The sequence below is a fragment of the Comamonas avium genome (assembly GCF_014836675.1).
GTDB classification, from domain to species: Bacteria; Pseudomonadota; Gammaproteobacteria; order Burkholderiales; family Burkholderiaceae_C; genus Comamonas; species Comamonas avium.
The window spans coordinates 33082-48787 of the sequence record NZ_JACSQK010000001.1; the positions used below are offsets into that span (position 1 = coordinate 33082).

The 15706-nt window shown below is 59.0% G+C and carries 17 protein-coding genes and 2 tRNA genes; 6 read left to right on the forward strand and 13 right to left on the reverse strand.

The window, feature by feature from the left end; all coding sequences use genetic code 11:
- The 3 genes from H9646_RS00155 to H9646_RS00165 form a co-directional block, all read right to left on the reverse strand.
- Window positions 1-76 (reverse strand) — tRNA-Asn (locus H9646_RS00155).
- Between the two features lie 44 nt (window positions 77-120).
- Window positions 121-196, reverse strand: a tRNA-Asn gene (locus tag H9646_RS00160).
- A 73-nt stretch (window positions 197-269) separates the two neighbouring features.
- A complete protein-coding gene (locus tag H9646_RS00165; protein WP_191721320.1) occupies window positions 270-704 on the reverse strand; it encodes a YbaN family protein in 435 nt (144 codons plus the stop codon).
- Window positions 705-760: 56 nt separating this feature from the next.
- Here H9646_RS00165 and H9646_RS00170 point away from each other — a divergent pair, with 56 nt between their 5' ends.
- Window positions 761-955, forward strand: coding sequence for a hypothetical protein (locus tag H9646_RS00170; protein ID WP_191721321.1), 195 nt, complete (start codon window positions 761-763; stop codon window positions 953-955).
- A gap of 26 nt (window positions 956-981) precedes the next feature.
- Here the strand turns inward: H9646_RS00170 and H9646_RS00175 are convergent, their stop codons facing one another.
- Window positions 982-1152, reverse strand: coding sequence for a DUF3149 domain-containing protein (locus H9646_RS00175; RefSeq protein WP_191721322.1), 171 nt, complete (start codon window positions 1150-1152; stop codon window positions 982-984).
- Between the two features lie 217 nt (window positions 1153-1369).
- Here H9646_RS00175 and H9646_RS00180 point away from each other — a divergent pair, with 217 nt between their 5' ends.
- On the forward strand, window positions 1370-1834 hold the full coding sequence (locus tag H9646_RS00180; protein ID WP_191721323.1) for a DUF2721 domain-containing protein: 465 nt from the start codon (window positions 1370-1372) through the stop codon (window positions 1832-1834).
- 42 nt (window positions 1835-1876) lie between these two features.
- Here the strand turns inward: H9646_RS00180 and H9646_RS00185 are convergent, their stop codons facing one another.
- Window positions 1877-2794 carry an HTH-type transcriptional regulator ArgP gene (locus H9646_RS00185; protein ID WP_191721324.1) on the reverse strand — a complete coding sequence of 306 codons (918 nt, stop codon included), beginning with the start codon at window positions 2792-2794 and terminating at the stop codon, window positions 1877-1879.
- A 70-nt stretch (window positions 2795-2864) separates the two neighbouring features.
- Between H9646_RS00185 and H9646_RS00190 the strand changes: the two genes are divergently transcribed.
- Window positions 2865-3509, forward strand: coding sequence for a LysE/ArgO family amino acid transporter (locus tag H9646_RS00190; RefSeq protein ID WP_191721325.1), 645 nt, complete (start codon window positions 2865-2867; stop codon window positions 3507-3509).
- Between the two features lie 232 nt (window positions 3510-3741).
- On the opposite strand, the gene H9646_RS00195 is transcribed toward H9646_RS00190, so the two are convergent.
- Together H9646_RS00195 and H9646_RS00200 are read right to left on the reverse strand one after the other, a co-directional pair.
- A complete protein-coding gene (locus H9646_RS00195; RefSeq protein ID WP_191721326.1) occupies window positions 3742-4050 on the reverse strand; it encodes a hypothetical protein in 309 nt (102 codons plus the stop codon).
- A gap of 208 nt (window positions 4051-4258) precedes the next feature.
- Window positions 4259-5044, reverse strand: coding sequence for a MetQ/NlpA family ABC transporter substrate-binding protein (locus tag H9646_RS00200; protein WP_191721327.1), 786 nt, complete (start codon window positions 5042-5044; stop codon window positions 4259-4261).
- A 181-nt stretch (window positions 5045-5225) separates the two neighbouring features.
- On the opposite strand from H9646_RS00200, the gene H9646_RS00205 reads away from it, so the two are divergent.
- Window positions 5226-5441, forward strand: coding sequence for a DUF3820 family protein (locus tag H9646_RS00205; protein ID WP_191721328.1), 216 nt, complete (start codon window positions 5226-5228; stop codon window positions 5439-5441).
- A gap of 74 nt (window positions 5442-5515) precedes the next feature.
- On the opposite strand, the gene H9646_RS00210 is transcribed toward H9646_RS00205, so the two are convergent.
- The 5 genes from H9646_RS00210 to mfd all read right to left on the reverse strand — a co-directional run bounded on the left by H9646_RS00210 (window position 5516) and on the right by mfd (window position 12671).
- On the reverse strand, window positions 5516-5983 hold the full coding sequence (locus H9646_RS00210) for an ABC transporter substrate-binding protein (RefSeq protein ID WP_191721329.1): 468 nt from the start codon (window positions 5981-5983) through the stop codon (window positions 5516-5518).
- A gap of 470 nt (window positions 5984-6453) precedes the next feature.
- Window positions 6454-7164 (reverse strand): phosphoserine phosphatase SerB, encoded by a 711-nt coding sequence (gene serB, locus H9646_RS00215; protein ID WP_191721330.1) that lies wholly within the window; start codon window positions 7162-7164, stop codon window positions 6454-6456.
- 87 nt (window positions 7165-7251) lie between these two features.
- Complete coding sequence (locus tag H9646_RS00220; RefSeq protein WP_225213902.1) at window positions 7252-8229, reverse strand: Bug family tripartite tricarboxylate transporter substrate binding protein; 978 nt, start codon at window positions 8227-8229, stop codon at window positions 7252-7254.
- A 188-nt stretch (window positions 8230-8417) separates the two neighbouring features.
- On the reverse strand, window positions 8418-9077 hold the full coding sequence (locus H9646_RS00225) for a hypothetical protein (RefSeq protein WP_191721331.1): 660 nt from the start codon (window positions 9075-9077) through the stop codon (window positions 8418-8420).
- Between the two features lie 120 nt (window positions 9078-9197).
- Complete coding sequence (gene mfd / locus H9646_RS00230; protein WP_191721332.1) at window positions 9198-12671, reverse strand: transcription-repair coupling factor; 3474 nt, start codon at window positions 12669-12671, stop codon at window positions 9198-9200.
- A gap of 101 nt (window positions 12672-12772) precedes the next feature.
- On the opposite strand from mfd, the gene H9646_RS00235 reads away from it, so the two are divergent.
- Together H9646_RS00235 and ispF are read left to right on the forward strand one after the other, a co-directional pair.
- Window positions 12773-13591: an IspD/TarI family cytidylyltransferase gene (locus H9646_RS00235; protein WP_191721333.1), complete on the forward strand. Its 819-nt coding sequence runs from the start codon at window positions 12773-12775 to the stop codon at window positions 13589-13591.
- 49 nt (window positions 13592-13640) lie between these two features.
- Window positions 13641-14126, forward strand: a complete 486-nt coding sequence (ispF, locus tag H9646_RS00240) for a 2-C-methyl-D-erythritol 2,4-cyclodiphosphate synthase (RefSeq protein WP_191721334.1) — start codon at window positions 13641-13643, stop codon at window positions 14124-14126.
- Window positions 14127-14234: 108 nt separating this feature from the next.
- Here the strand turns inward: ispF and H9646_RS00245 are convergent, their stop codons facing one another.
- The gene (locus H9646_RS00245; RefSeq protein WP_191721335.1) at window positions 14235-15704 is read right to left on the reverse strand and encodes a sensor histidine kinase; all 1470 of its coding nucleotides are present in this window, start codon (window positions 15702-15704) and stop codon (window positions 14235-14237) included.
- Window positions 15705-15706 lie beyond the last annotated feature (2 nt).

Here is a 15706-nt window from a genome sequence, read left to right on the forward strand (position 1 = left end):
TGGCTCCCCGACCTGGGCTCGAACCAGGGACCTGCGGATTAACAGTCCGTCGCTCTACCAACTGAGCTATCAGGGAATACACTTTGGTGGTGCCTTGATGAATTGCAAGGCGTCAATATTTGGCTCCCCGACCTGGGCTCGAACCAGGGACCTGCGGATTAACAGTCCGTCGCTCTACCAACTGAGCTATCAGGGAACAAGACCTAGATTATATACATGGATTTTTCACTGATTTGGAAGTTGCAGCGAAAAAGTGGAGCAATCCAAGCTTATGCAGGCTCAGGGCGCAGCCACAACCAGACCAGAACGATGGCCATGCAGGTGCAGGCCAGTATGCGTGCCCACAGTGGGGTGGGTGTCAGCCACAGGATGACGGCACACACGGCCATCATGGCCGCAGCGCTGCGTTTGGCGCGGCGGCTGACAAATCCGCCTGCCTGCCAGTTCTGCAGCATGGGGCCAAACAATGGGTGGTTCCACAGCCATGCATGCATGCGCGGGGAACTGCGCATGGCGGCCCAGCCTGCAATCAAGATAAAGACGGTGGTGGGCAGGCCCGGAATGAATACGCCCAGGATGCCCAGACCCAGTGACGTGACGGCCAAAGCACGCAGCAGCCAGCGTGTGTACCAGCGGCGCACCAAAGCAGGCGCGGGTGTGGTGGCTAACGCAGAAGGCTCTTCAGACTTGGCAGGCAAGGACATGGTGCAATTGTGCCTGTGCGTTATGCCATGTGGGGAAAGTGTGGATCAGATGCGCTTTGAAAACAAGAGCTGACTGCGCTTGTCATGCCTGGTTTTTAAATGCTTTTGATTGTGCAATCTTTGTCAGGAAAGCGCTATCAGCTATCAATGTTGCCATTGCCATTGCTGTTGCTGTTGCTGTTGCTGTTGCTGTTGCTAAGGTGGCGGCTGTGCGGCCGCGCAATGACAAAGGCCTGCAAGAGCAGGCCTGAGAGTCAATTTGCTTGGTGACAAAGCTTTAGGTTTTGGCTGATGGTGCAGCTGTTTTCTTGGCGTGCTCTTTGCTGCTTTTACCAATTTTTCCCATGAAGAGTACGGTGAAGTAAATCCACATGGCGATGAGAATCAGAATAACGATCAAGCTCATCAAACCGTAATCGGTTGAGATTAAATCGGTGAGCATCTTCATGGCAAGCGTCCTCTGCAATCAGTCATGGGTTGATAGGGATGCGCTCACTATCGTGTGAGGTGCCAGACTGGCGTTTGCGGCACATCAAAGGCATGGGCTGCGCCATTTGCGTTAAAGCAAGTGTCTCAATGGTTGGCGGGGCCGGTTTTTTGCATACCATGCAAAGAGCTGCCGATAGGCGGTGGAAATTTTCAGTTTTTTACGGACAAGACGACACATGATCGATCCTTCCAACGTGACGCACAGCGTGCAACTGGCCGTTGCGCCGGTTTTCTTTTTGACGGCGGTGGCCGGCATGATCAGTGCAGTGGCCGGGCGCCTGGCGCGCATCATTGACCGTGCGCGGGTCATGGAAGAGCGCGTGCGTGCCAGCACCGATGAAGACTTTATTGACCGGGGGCTGCGTGAGCTGAATTACTTGCGCACGCGGGGGCGCATTGCCAATTGGTCGATCGGGTTGCTCACGCTGTGTGGCTTCCTGATCGGCCTGACGATTGTTTTTTTGTTCGTGGGTGAAGCATGGAGCGTGCGCGGCTACCAGATTGCCGTTTTTTCTTTTTTGGCGGGAGTGGGGTCGTTCATTGCAGCGCTGGCCTGCTTTATGTGGGAGACCGTGCTGGCGACAGATTTGCTGAACTTCAATGTGCTGGAGACGGGGCGGAAGATGGGACACGAGCGCTGAGTGAACAGGCCCGCCACTTTTCGCTCTCGTGGCCTGACAGCCTTACTGTCTGTGGTCGATGGGGTCTAGCCAGTCCTGGGCCGCGTTAATCACGCACTGGGTCAGCCGCTCCAAACCGGCTTGAGCGTTACGCGCATGCGCCCAGTACAGAGGCACTGAAATGCCGCTGTCAGGCACCAGCTCTACCAGAGAGCCGTCTTGCAGGTGCTCTTTGATCAATACAGTAGGGTGCATGCCCCAGGCCATGCCGGCCAGGCTGGCGCGTACAAAGGCGTGGGCAGAGGGCACCCAGTGGCGTGGTGGTGCATGGCGTGCAGTGACACCATGCTGCAGCAGCCATTTGTCTTGCATGGCGTCTTTGCGGCCATAGGTCAGCAGCGGTGCTTGGGACAGGTTTTGGGGGTTGATGCCAGCGCCACCAAAAAAGCGTGCAATAAATTCAGGGCTGGCGGCTGCTACGTAGTGCATGTTGGCCAAAGGCCAGATATTGCAGCCCGTGATGTGGCTGGACGAGGCGGTCACGGCTGCGATCACTTCGCCTTCTTTGATGCGCTTGGCAGTGTGGTCCTGGTCATCAATGCTGATGTCCAGCAACTCATTGCCCCCTTGTGTGAAGGCGGCCATGGCATCGACAAACCAGCTGTTGAGTGAGTCTGCGTTGACGGCCAGCTTGAGCGTAGGGCGCTGCACTTGCCCTTCTGGCACCAGCTCGGGGTTGTTGCGGCGCAGCTCATTTTCTAGCAACGCCACTTGCTCGACGTGCAGACACAAACGTCGCCCGGCCTCGGTGCCAGTGCAGGGCGAGCCCCGCATCACCAGCACTTGGCCCACGCGCTCTTCCAGCAATTTGATGCGCTGAGAAATAGCCGAGGGAGTGACGTGCAGCTTGCGCGCAGCGCGATCAAAGCTGCCTTCGCGCAGCACCGCGGCCAAAGCTTCCAGTCCAGCGTAGTCGAGCATGTAGTAAAACTTAATTCGATTGAGAATGTTTAATTTTACTTATGTTGCAAGTGCTTTGAGAATTCAGGGCATGTGGACTGAAAACATTGCTGCTTCGTGGCTGGCTGGTTTTACCGTTTGCCTGTCGCTCATTATCTCGATTGGTGCGCAAAACCTGTATGTTTTGCGGCAGGCCGTGCGCGGGCAGCATGTGCGAGCCTGTGTGGCATGGTGCGTTACCTCCGATGCCATCTTGATCGGACTGGGCGTGGCAGGCATGGCGCAATTGCTCAGCAGTCAGCCCAGCCTGGCGCTGTGGCTGGGCTGGGGTGGTGTGCTGTTTTTGGTGGGTTACGGCGCGTTTGCTTTGTGGCGCATGGCCATGGCCTCTGATGCCAGCGCAGTGGTGGACAGCACTCAGGTGGCACCCCGTGGACTGCTGGGCGTGCTGACCACGCTGGCGGTGATTACCTTGCTCAACCCCCATGTCTATCTGGATACCGTGGTGCTGGTGGGCTCCATTGGTGCGCGCCAAGAGGGCAATCTGAAATGGATTTTTGTGCTGGGCGCTGCATGCGCCAGCCTTGTGTGGTTTGGCCTGCTGAGCTTTGCCGCGCAGCGGATGCGTGCTGTGTTCGCAAGGCCTGTGGCGTGGCGTGTGCTGGACGGTGTGACGGGCGTGATGATGCTGGTGCTTGCATGGTGGGTGTGGCAAGGGCTGCCGGCGGCGTCTTAAACGCCTCTCACAAGTGCTCAATCACACCCCCCCTTGTTTGCGTCGCAGTTTTGTGTTTTCGCACGAGCCGTCTCGTAGCGCCTGTGGCTTAGTGCCTCGCTTGCGCCGCAAATTTTTGGCTTTTTTTGAGGGGTGCTTGCCACCCTGATTAAGTAAGGTGCAAGAGCGTTGAGCCCAGTAAAAATCTCGTGGTGATTGCCACGGGCTTTTTGTTTGGGTGCGCTGGCTGCGCTTAATCCAGGCGGGCCAGTACTTCCAGTAATTTCCACTGGTTGGCCAAAATCTGGTAGTGACCGGTTTCCCCTGTCTTGTGGCTCACCGCTTCGATGTAGACCACATTGCCATGCTCGCGGGCACGGGTCATCAGTGGCTTGATCTTGTCGTAGTTGTAGCGTTCGGCCAAGTCGCCACGAAAATTCAAAATGCGTTCGCTGCCAGATGCCCGGTGGGCGTCATAAAGCTCCAGAGTGCGGGCCAAGGTCACTTCGCTCAGACCTGCGGTGATCGCTTTGTCCATGGAGGGTGATGCGTTATCGCTCATAAAGAAGATCCGGTATGGGAGGGGAAACAACAGGTATGTCGCTTTGTAACGGCCTGCATCATGCCAGCGGCGTCAATCGATGCCTCTGCAGGTTGTTAGTGTTTTGCTCAGGCTTGCTCTTGCCAATCATGGCAAACCATGCTGTTGCGCAAAAAAAAACGCTGCTTTGGCAGCGTTTTTTCAGATTCATGTCTGGGGTTACTGGTTCTTAGAACGCAGGAACGACAGCGCCCTTGTACTTTTCTTCGATGAACTTCTTGGTTTCTGCCGAGTGCAAAGCCTTGGTCAGCTTGGCGATGTCTGCACCGTCGGCGCGGTCCTTGCGGGCCACCACAATGTTGGTGTACGGCGAGTCAGCGTTTTCAATGAACAGCGCATCCTTGGTGGGGTTGAGCTTGGCTTCAATGGCGTAGTTGGTGTTGATCAGTGCCAGATCCACGTCGTCCAGTGCACGGGGCAGCAAAGGCGCTTCCAGTTCCTTGAACTTCAGCTTCTTGGGGTTCTTCACCACGTCCAAGGCCGTTGCGGTCAGGTTCTTGGGGTCTTTGAGTTCGATCAGACCTTGCTTGGCCAGCAGCAGCAATGCGCGGCCACCGTTGGAGGGGTCGTTCGGAATGGCTACAGTCGCGCCACTCTTGAGATCGGCAATGTTCTTGATCTTTTTGGAGTAGGCACCAAAAGGCTCAACGTGTACCTTGCCGCTGGGCACTTGCACCAGGCTGCTCTTGCGGTCTTTGTTGTAGCTGTCCAGATAGGGCTGGTGCTGGAAGAAGTTGGCATCCAGCTGCTTGTCTTCCACGGCAGCGTTGGGCTGCACGTAGTCGCTGAATTCGCGCACTTGCAGCTCAATGCCGTCAGCCTTGAGCTGGGGCTTGATGAAGTTCAGAATTTCAGCGTGGGGCACGGCTGTGGCGGCAACCTTGAGCACGTCGGCAGCGTGGGCGGAAATAGCCAAAGTGGCAATGGCCACGGCAGTCAGAGTCTTCTTCAACATGGTGGATTCAGTTCCTGTGACAGAGAAAATGGTTGCTTGCATCAAGCCTTGTCAGCGCGATGGCGCCTGTATCAAGGTGTAGGGCAAGTGTAGCCTTGGGGCTGCGTTTTGTGTGTAAAAAATGAAGATTTGGTTATAAAGAAAGTGGTTTTTATGCAAAATTTGAACATTCAGGCCCGCCGTGCAAGCTGAAGACCTGGAAAAACTGGTCACTACCCGCATGCCTTTTGGTAAGCACAAAGACCAATTGATCTGCGATTTGCCCGGTAATTACCTGGCGTGGTTTGCCCGTGAGGGCTTTCCGCCGGGGCATATTGGCCAGTTGCTGGCACTCATGCATGAGCTGGACCACAACGGCCTGTCTGACTTGCTGCGGCCACTGCGTCAGCGCCGCTAGCGTGCCAAGCAAAACGCCCTGCGGTGTAAACCGGCAGGGCGTTTTTGGATGCCATGCGCACTAGGCGCCATCAATTACTTGATGGCAGCGCGGGCAGCTTCAGCCTTGGCCTTGGCGGCGTCCAGCTTTTGTTGCAGCTCGGTGGCTTCGGCTTCAGCGGCCTTGGCATCGGCTTCAGCCTTGGCCTTGGCTTCTGCGTCCTTGGAGGCGCCATCACCATTGAAAGCGCCAGCAATGGCGCTGCCAGCCACGGTACCAACCACTGCGCCTGCAGCAGTAGCGGCCATGGTGCCCATCAGGCCAGAGCCTGCAGGACGTGCTGTTGCCACAGGAGCGGCTGGTGCTGCGGCAGCAGCAGGTGCAGCTGGCGCGGCAGCGGCTGGTGCAGCCGGTGTGGCGGGCTTGGCCGGGGCCTTGTTGATGGCGGCAGGACGCACCGACTTGCCACCGCCCATGCGTTTGGCGTGGGCCAGCGTAGGCGCAGCCAAGGCGGCAATGGTTACGGCAATCACAGAAGCGGTGGTGCGAAAAGATGTCTTCACTGAGGATCCTGAAAAAAGGGTGTCAATCAACGTGGTCAAAACATGACCACAGCGCACACTGGCGCTGCTGTTAACTACATGGGGCTGAGGATGGATATTGCAAGCTGGGCAGCCTGTTTGCAGGCGCTGGCTGGCTTGCCGTGCCGGTCACACACGTTGGTATATTGCGTTGTAGGTGTGAGGCGACCATTCTAAGGAATGCACAGACCTGTGCAGATGAAATGACCTTGCCAAGTGATGCCGCGCTGTGCAGATGTGGTGGCTTGTACAGGTTGTGCAGCGCACACCCATGGCCCCGGCAGGCATGGCTGGCAATGCGGGCCTGAGCTTGCAGACTGGCCTTGAAGCGGCTGCACTGAAAATAAAAAAAGAGCTACCAGCGTTTATGTACAAACGTTTTCAGATAGTTTTATATCTGAAAGTGTTTCGCTGACTGCGCTAGCAGCTCTTTTTTTGAAAGCGTGGCTGGCTTACTTCAAAATTTCCAGCAAACGATCCAGGCCGCCTTCGTTGATGCACACATTGGCTTCTCCACGCACGCGGGGCTTGGCGTGGAAGGCCACAGACAGGCCCGCGGCCTGCATCATGGGAATGTCGTTGCTGCCGTCACCCACCGCAATGCATTGCGCCGGGGTAATACCCAGCAGGCTGGCCACTTCCAGCAGCGTGCGGCGTTTTTCGGCGCCGTCACAAATGTCGCCCCAGGCTTGCTCGATCAGGCCACCGGTCAAAGTGCCATTTTTTATTTCCAGCACATTGGCACGCACAAAGTCGATGCCCAGCAGGCCACGCACGTGCTCGGCAAAGAAGGTAAAGCCGCCAGAGACCAGCAGCACCTTCAGTCCTGCAGCCTTGGCGGCCTTGACCAGCGTTTCTGCACCGGGGGACAGCTTCAGGCGCTCGGCAATTACGCGCTGCATGTCGGCTTCGGTCACGCCCACCAATTTGTCGACGCGCTGGCGCAGGCTGTCCTTGAAGTCGGTGATTTCGCCGCGCATGGTGGCTTCGGTAATCGCCGCCACTTCGGCTTTCTTGCCGGTAGCGTCGGCAATTTCATCGATGCACTCGATGGTGATCAGTGTGGAGTCCATGTCAAAAGCAATCAGCTGGTAGTCGCTGAGCTTTTGCGGCACGGTGATGTTCTGAATGGTCAGACCGGGGGCGATTTCGGTAGCAGGCATGGACTCGGGGAGGCTGGAGGTTGCAGATCAGCCCCGTAACTGCCGACGGCGAAGGGGCTGGCCTGCATTATCGCGGTTTGGCAGCGCTTATTGCGGCTGTAAACCTGCGGCCTTCACCAATTGGGCGTGCAGCTTGATGTCGCTGGCAATGTTGGCCTTGAGTTCATCGGGCGTGGAAGGGGCGGGCTCCATCCCGTTGCTGGCCAGCTTGTCTTTGACTTCGCTTTGCAGCACGGCGCGCACTGCCTGGTTGAGCTTTTGCACAATCTCGGGCGGCGTATTGGCCGGTGCCAGCAGACCAACCCAGGCGGACAGGTTCAGGTCGGCAAAGCCGCTTTCCACCATGGTAGGTGTGTTGGGCAAGAGGGCGGAGCGCTGGGGGCTCATCAAGCCCAGCGCGTGCAGCTTGCCCGACTGAATGTGGGGCAATGCCTCGGGCAGCACGGCAAACAGCATGTCGACGTTGCCGGCCAGCGTGTCGTTGATGGCGGGCGCGCCGCCTTTGTAAGGCACATGCAGCATCTGCGCATGGGTGCGCGTTTCAAACATGAGGGCACCCAGGTGCTGGGGGCTGCCGTCGCCCGAGGAGGCGTAGGTCAGCTTGCCGGGCTCTGCCTTGGCCTGACTGATCACGGCGGCCACGCTGGGAAATTTGGTCTTGTCTTTCACCACCAGCACCATGGGCTGGTTGACCAGCTTGGAGATGGGTTGAAAGTTGCCCTGCGGGTCATAGGGCAGGGTTTTGAAAATGCTTTTGTTGGTGGTCAAAAACGAGGCAGGTGAGACCGTGAGCATGTAGCCATCGGGGGCAGAGCGTGCCACCTGAGGCATGCCAATCTGGCCCGAGGCCCCCGCCTTGTTGTCCACCACAAACGACTGGCCCAGCTGTTCGCCCAGCTTTTGGCTGACGACACGGGCAATCATGTCTGCACTGCCGCCAGCGGGCAGGGCCACCATCACTTTGACGGGTTTGCTGGGGTAGGCGTTTTGAGCGGTAGCGCTGCTGCACAGTATCAGTGCAAGCCATGCACCAGCGATTGGCGCAACGAGGGGTCGAGCGGACATGAAATTTTCCCTTGCAGTGCTTGTGCCTGCCAACATGGCAGGAGACGACACAGTGTCAGGGTCAGAGCAATTTCAGTGCCTGCCGTTAGAGCGGCTATGTTCCAGGCTCGCATGTACCGCTGGTCAGCTATGGGCCATTCGCTGCTTGTGATTGTTGAGGCGTTGTCTGCGCAGCCTGAAGGAGCGCTTCAGTCCTTTTTGCCGTAAAGGTACAAATCATCTGACCATGTGGCCAGCCACTGCGGCTTGTAAGCGACGAACACGGCACACATCATGCCGGTGACCACGGCGTCGCCCCAGGCCATGAGCCAGCGAGCAATGGTGGTCAGATCTTCATTCACACCGGGAAGCTGGTGTCCCAGCGCCGCAGACAGCATGCCTGCTAGAAACAGGCTGATCACCGAGCCCACAAAGCCGCGACCGAAGATGTAGGCAAACACTTTGGTGCCCAGCCAGCGTCGCACCAGTGCACCCCAGAGCATGGCGAAAGTAGCAGGTACCACGCCGTGCCACACGGTCAGGCGCAGGGCCTCTGCAGCCCCCAGCCCCGGTGACAGCGCATAGGCAATGCCGCCCACCAGGCACAGCGCTGGCACGGCCAGCGGCCAGCCAAGGCACATCATCACCAGGCATGCCCCGGACCACTGCAGTTGCAGCGGCATCTGGTGCAGCGTGGGCAGTGCCCACAGCCAGGGCAGCACAACCAGCGTGGCCAGCAGCGGGGTCCACAGGGGAGAGCTGTCGCCATGGTCTTGCGTGACCAAAGCTTTGCGATTGCTCAGCAGCCGCCAGGGGCGCATGGCCATGGCGGTGGTGAGTGCGACGACAACAAGAGCAACATCCAGCATGCGGCGATTGTGCTTATTTAGCGCTGCACGCGGCACGCCGCCGGAGCGGGTTTGGCTTGAGGTAGATCAAGCTGCACGCACGCAACAGGTGGGTTGCCTGCGCGCAGCGTGCATGCGTGATCAGGCCTTGGCTGGCTGCCCCAGGCTGCGCAGCACATCGCGCACCATCTGCGCGCGGGCCTTGGGGTCAGGCAGCTCGCGCTCAATGCGCAGCTTGTCGTTGCCAGCCAGCTTGATGTGCTTGTTCTTCTGAATCAGGCTGATGATCTGCATGGGCTCTACAGGCGGGTTGGGCTTGAAGGTGATGTTGATGACACCCGGGGCTGCATCCACCTTTTGAACGCCATAGGGCTCTGACAGAACACGCAGGCGGTGCGTGTCAATCAGGGTCTGGGCCTGTGCTGGCAGTTTGCCAAAGCGGTCCACGATCTCTTCCAGCAAGTTATCGATCTGCTCGGTGGTCTTGGCGGTAGCCAGCTTTTTGTAGAACGACAGGCGCAGGTGCACATCGCCGCAGTAGTCGCTGGGCAGCAGTGCCGGGGCATGCAGGTTGATTTCGGTGGTGGCAGACAGGGGCGATAGCAGATCGGGTTCTTTGCCGTTCTTGAGGCTGCGCACGGCCTCTGACAGCATTTCGTTGTACAGCTGGAACCCGATTTCCATCATGTTGCCGCTCTGGTTTTCGCCCAGCACCTCACCGGCACCACGAATTTCCAGGTCATGCATGGCCAGGTAAAAGCCACTGCCCAGCTCTTCCATCTGCTGGATGGCGTCCAGACGCTGCTGTGCTTGCTTGGTCAGACCTTCCAGGTCAGGCACCATCAGGTAGGCATAGGCCTGGTGGTGGCTGCGGCCCACACGGCCACGCAACTGGTGCAACTGCGCCAGACCAAACTTGTCGGCACGGCTGATGACGATGGTGTTGGCCGTGGGCACGTCAATACCGGTTTCAATGATGGTGGAGCACAGCAGCATGTTGTAGCGCTGGGCCACAAAGTCGCGCATGACTTTTTCAAGCTCGCGCTCGGGCATCTGGCCGTGGGCAACGGCAATGCGTGCCTCGGGCAGAATTTCTTCCAGCTGCTGGCGGCGGTTTTCAATGGTTTCCACCTCGTTGTGCAGGAAGTAGATCTGGCCGCCGCGCTTGAGCTCGCGCAGCACGGCTTCGCGGATCACGCCCTGGCTCTCGGAGCGCACAAAGGTCTTGATGGCCAGCCGGCGCTGCGGTGCTGTGGCAATGACCGATAAATCGCGCAGACCTTCCAGCGCCATGCCCATGGTGCGCGGAATGGGGGTGGCCGTGAGCGTGAGCACATCCACCTCGGCGCGCATGGCCTTCATGGCTTCTTTGTGGCGCACGCCAAAACGGTGTTCTTCATCAATGATGAGCAGGCCCAGGTCTTTGAACTTGACTGAGCTGGACAGCAGCTTGTGCGTGCCCACCACGATGTCCACAGACCCTTCGCCCAGCCCTTGCAGCGCAGCGTTGACTTCTTTGGTGGTGCGAAAGCGGGAGACTTCAGCAATCTTGACGGGCCACCTGGAAAAGCGGTCAACCAGCGTCTGGTAATGCTGTTCAGCCAGTAGCGTGGTGGGGGCCAGGAAGGCCACCTGCTTGCCGGCCATGGCCGCAACAAAAGCGGCGCGCAAGGCCACCTCGGTTTTACCAAAACCCACATCGCCGCAGACCAGCCGGTCCATGGGCTGGGGGCTGACCATGTCGTGAATCACCGCGTGAATGGCCGCCTTCTGGTCGGCAGTTTCCTCAAATCCGAAGTCTTGTGCGAACTGTTCGTAGTCTTGCGGGTTCAGGCGGAAGGCATGGCCCTGGCGCGCTGCGCGGCGGGCGTAGATGTTGAGCAGCTCGGCCGCTGCATCGCGCACCTGCTCGGCGGCTTTGCGCTTGGCTTTTTCCCACTGGCCGCTGCCCAGACTGTGCAGAGGGGCCGATTCAGGCGTCACGCCCGTGTAGCGGCTGATGTGGTGCAACTGACTGACGGGCACATACAGCACGGCATCTTTGGCGTACTCCAGGTGCAGGAACTCTTGCATGGCGGGTGTGCCGTCGTCGTTCTTTTGTCCAACATCCATATTGATCAGGCCGTGATAGCGCCCAATGCCATGCTGGCTGTGCACCACGGGGTCACCCACTTTCAGCTCGGACAGGTCTTTGATCAGCGCCTCGACATCGCTGACCTGCTCCTGCTTCTTGCGCCGGCGTGTGGTGCCGGTGCTGGCGAACAGCTCGGTTTCGGTGACAAAGTCGATGCCTTCTTGCACCCATGCAAAACCGCGCATGAGGGTGGAGGTGGCAATGCCCAGCTTTTCGCTGGTTTCGCTTTGGAACTCGGCCAGTGAATCAAAGGCCGGCGGGTTCAGCTGCGAAGAGCGTAAAAAGTCCAGCAGGCTTTCGCGGCGGCCATTACTTTCAGCCAGCACCAGCACGCGGCGCTTGGCAGTCTGTACGTGCTGCTGCAGGCGCTGCAGCGGGTCTTCTGCACCGCGTACGACGGACAGGTCCGGCAGCTTTTGAAAGATAGCGCTGTCTTGCACATCGTCTACGCCGGAACGCAGCGCCAGTTGCTGGTAAGACTTGGCAGCCGCGTAGAACTGCTCGGCACTCAGAAACAAGGTGTCCGGGGGCAGGACGGGGCGCTCGGGGTCGCCCTGCACCAGACGGTAGCGGTCCTTGGTGTCTTGCCAGAAGCGATGAAAAGCAGGCTCCAGCTCACCATGCAGCACCAGCGTGGCGGCATCGCCCAGGTAGTCAAATACCGTGGCCGTGCTGTCAAAGAACAGGGGCAGGTAGTACTCAATACCGGCAGTGGCTACGCCCGCACCCATGTCCTTGTAGATGCGGCTGCGTGTGGGGTCGCCCTCCAGCAGCTCACGCCAGCGCGAGCGGAACTTGGTGCGTGCATCCTCGTCCATGGGGAATTCGCGCCCTGGCAGCAGCCGCACTTCCTGCACGGTATCCAGGCTGCGCTGGCTATCAGGGTCAAAAACACGGATGGAGTCGATCTCGTCATCGAACAAATCGACACGGTAAGGCACCTCGGAGCCCATGGGAAACAGGTCAATCAACCCTCCGCGCACAGCGTATTCGCCGTGGCTGACCACTTGCGAGACGTGCTGGTAGCCTGCCAGCGTCAGCTGGGCTTTGAGCTTGGCCTCGTCCAGTTTCTGGCCTTGCTTGAATTCAAAGGTGTAGCCCGCCAAGAAAGAGGGGGGCGCCAGTCGGTACAGCGCTGTGGTGGCCGGTACCAGCACCACATCAGCGCCGTGCTGGTGGTCGCGCTCACGAATGCGCCACAGCGTGGCCAGCCGCTCACTGATCAAGTCCTGGTGCGGGGAGAACGTGTCGTAAGGCAGCGTTTCCCAGTCTGGAAACAGGGCGCAGCGCAACTGGGGTGCAAAGAACGCCATTTCTTCAATCAGGCGCTGGGCATCGCTGGCGTCTGCCGTGACGATGGCGGTGATGCGCCCTGCCGCGTGCTCTCGCTGCGCCAGTTGCGCCAGCAGCAGCGCATCAGCGCTACCAACGGGCGTGGGCAAGGAAAAACGTTTACCGGGCGTGAGTTTGGGCAAATCCATGGGGCCAGAAATCCTGATGCAGCAGACGCTGGGCCTGCAAAAAGCGCGGAAATGCGGCATGCAGCCGCGTGTGCGAAGCAGACGATTCTAGAATGTTGCGCATGACAGACTTGCTTGCTGCAGCGAATGCGCCCGGGTGTCCGCAGGGTCGTTTCTGGGGACTGATCCCGTGTGCCGGTGTCGGTGCGCGCGCCATTCCTGCTGGAGCGCCAGCGCCCGACTTGCCCAAACAGTACCACCTCGTAGCGGGCCAGCCGATGGTCTTGCACACGCTGGCCGCCTTTGCCGGTGCGCAGCGCCTGGCCGGTACGCTGGTGGCGCTGGCCCCAGGTGACACCTACCTTGACGGCTACCACAGCTCCTTGTGGTTTCATGCGCAGTGCGGTGGTGCAACACGGGCCGATACTGTAATTGGAGGCTTGAAAGTGCTGCTCGCGCGAGGTGCTGCGCAGCACGACTGGGTGCTGGTGCACGATGCGGCACGCTGCTTGGTGACCTCGGCGCAAATTGATGGACTGATTGCCGAGTGCGAGCACGACAGCGTAGGCGGCCTGCTGGCGCATAAATTGCCAGATACATTGAAGACTGCCATTACCGGGCCCACAGGGGTGCGTGTGGCTTCTACGGTAGACCGCAGCGACAAATGGCTGGCGCAAACCCCGCAGATGTTTCGTCTGGGCAGCTTGCTGGATGCACTGAACCGCATGGGTGCCGCTGCTACGGATGAAGCCAGTGCCATGGAGGCCATGGGCCACCGGCCCAAGCTCATACCCGGTGGCGCGCACAACTTCAAAGTGACCTATCCCGATGACTTTGCCTTGGCTGAAGCCGTGCTGATGCAACGCGGCGGCAGTGCCACGCTGGAGCTGTTCAAAGGCAAGCGTGACAATGCGCAGCCAGTGGGCAATCCTTTTTTCTAATTAATAACCTAATGGACCGCTGGTCATTGGCAGGCGGGCATAAATAACTATGAATTTTCGTATTGGTGAAGGCTGGGACACCCATGCTCTGGTCGAAGGCCGCAAGCTGATCATTGGTGGCGTTGAAGTCCCGCATGACAAGGGCTTGCTGGGGCATTCGGATGCTGACGTCCTGCTGCATGCCATCACTGACGCTGTGCTGGGCGCTGCTGGGCTGGGTGATATTGGCCGGCACTTTCCTGACACTGCAGTGGAGTTCAAGGGCGCTGACTCTTTTGTTCTGCTGCAAGAAGCCACGCGCCGGGTGCGCGAAAAGGGCTGGGAGATTGGCAATATCGACAGCACCGTGATTGCGCAGCAGCCCAAGCTGGCACCACACATTCCCTTGATGCAAAAACGCATCGCACAAGCTGTGGGTGTGGCCGAAGAGCAGGTGAACGTCAAAGCCAAAACAGCCGAGAAGATGGGCCCTGTGGGTGAGCTGCTGGCGATGGAGGCCAACGCGATTGCCTTGATCTACAAGCAAGCGCTTTAAAAAGCGCAGTGGCTAGCGCTTGTTGCAGCAGCGCCAGCATCGGTTGGTGGATAAATAAAAAGAGCCCTGTTGCGCAAGCAGGCAGGGCTCTTTGGTTGGGGCGGTGGTTTACATCGCTTCCGGTGGTAGCTGACGCTTGACCTGTGGGCGCTGCAAACGGTGCTGCGGGTCTTGGCCATCAGGCACGTCGGTGACGCGCTGCAATTGAATATTGGCCGCCAGGCCACCCGCATTGGCGTTGGTGATGGAGAAAATTCCACCCATGCGCTGGACGGTTTTATCAACAATAGACAAGCCCAGGCCAGCGCCGGCTGCAGCAGTGCGCGCCGAGTTGCCGCGAAAGAAGGGCTGTGTCAGGTTGGGCAGCTGTTCTGGCGGAACGCCGGGGCCGTGATCGCGCAGGCGCATCAGCACCCAGTTCTCCCGGGTTTTGATGCTGATGTCGACAAAAGCGGTGTCGGTATCAACGGTCTTGCCGTAACGGCGTGCGTTTTCCAGCAGGTTGGAAATCACGCGGGCCAGCTCTACCTCATCAGCCATCACATAGATATCGTCGGGGATGGACATGGAGATTTGCAGCTCGCGGTGGTTTTGTACGGCGTAGACGCACGAGGCCACCACGGCATGCAAATTCACGACTGTCAGCGTGACGTGGTCGGGGCGTGCGTAGTCCAGGAACTTGTCAATGGTGGCGTCGAGCTGAACAATGTCGGCCACCATGTGCTCGCGGGCAATGTCATCTTGCACGCTCATCTCGGTTTCCAGGCGCAAACGTGCCAGTGGCGTGCGCAGGTCGTGCGAGATACCTGCCAGCATCACGGCACGTTCTTGCTCCAGCTTGGCCAGTTTCTGTGCCATGCGGTTAAAGCCAATGTTGACCTCGCGGATCTCGCTGGTCACCGCTTCTTCATCGAGCTGACTGGCGGCAAAGTCACCATCGCGCACGCGGTTGGCGGCGTAACTCAATTGCTTGAGAGGGCGGTTGATCAGGCGTGCAATGACAGCAGCGCCCGCCAAAGAAAGCAGGCCCGCCGTACTCAGCCAGATCAGCCACGTGCGGCTGCCTGCGGTAACGAAGCGTGATTGATCCAGCAGCAGCCAGTTGGGGTCTTCATCGATGGTGAAGCTCACCCACAGCCCGGCTTCGCCATTGACACTGCGCGCCAAGATGGTGTCTGGCCCCAGGCGTGAGGTCAGCAGCTCATCCAGACGCATGTTCAGCTGGCTGGGCGGCAAAACCTCGAATTTGTCGCCAGGCTCACGCGGCTGAATGCGCACGCCTTCCTGGTCGGCCATGGTCTTGAGGAGCGAGACACGTGCAATGGCATCCGAGTGCTGCAGTGCGGCGCGGCTCAAGTTCACCAAAGAGGCAATTTGCTGCGCGGTCTGCAGTGTGCGTGGTTCAAATTCCAGCGCGCGCAGAGTCTGCAGCCACGCCAAAATGCTGCCCAGCAAAAGCAAGGCCAGCAGAAAGAAGGTGCGCCAAAAAAGATTGAGGCCCACGCGAGAGCGTGCGCCTGCATCATTGGTGGCGCTGGCGGTATGGTGACCGCCAGCATGCTTGGAAGAGCGTGACATGA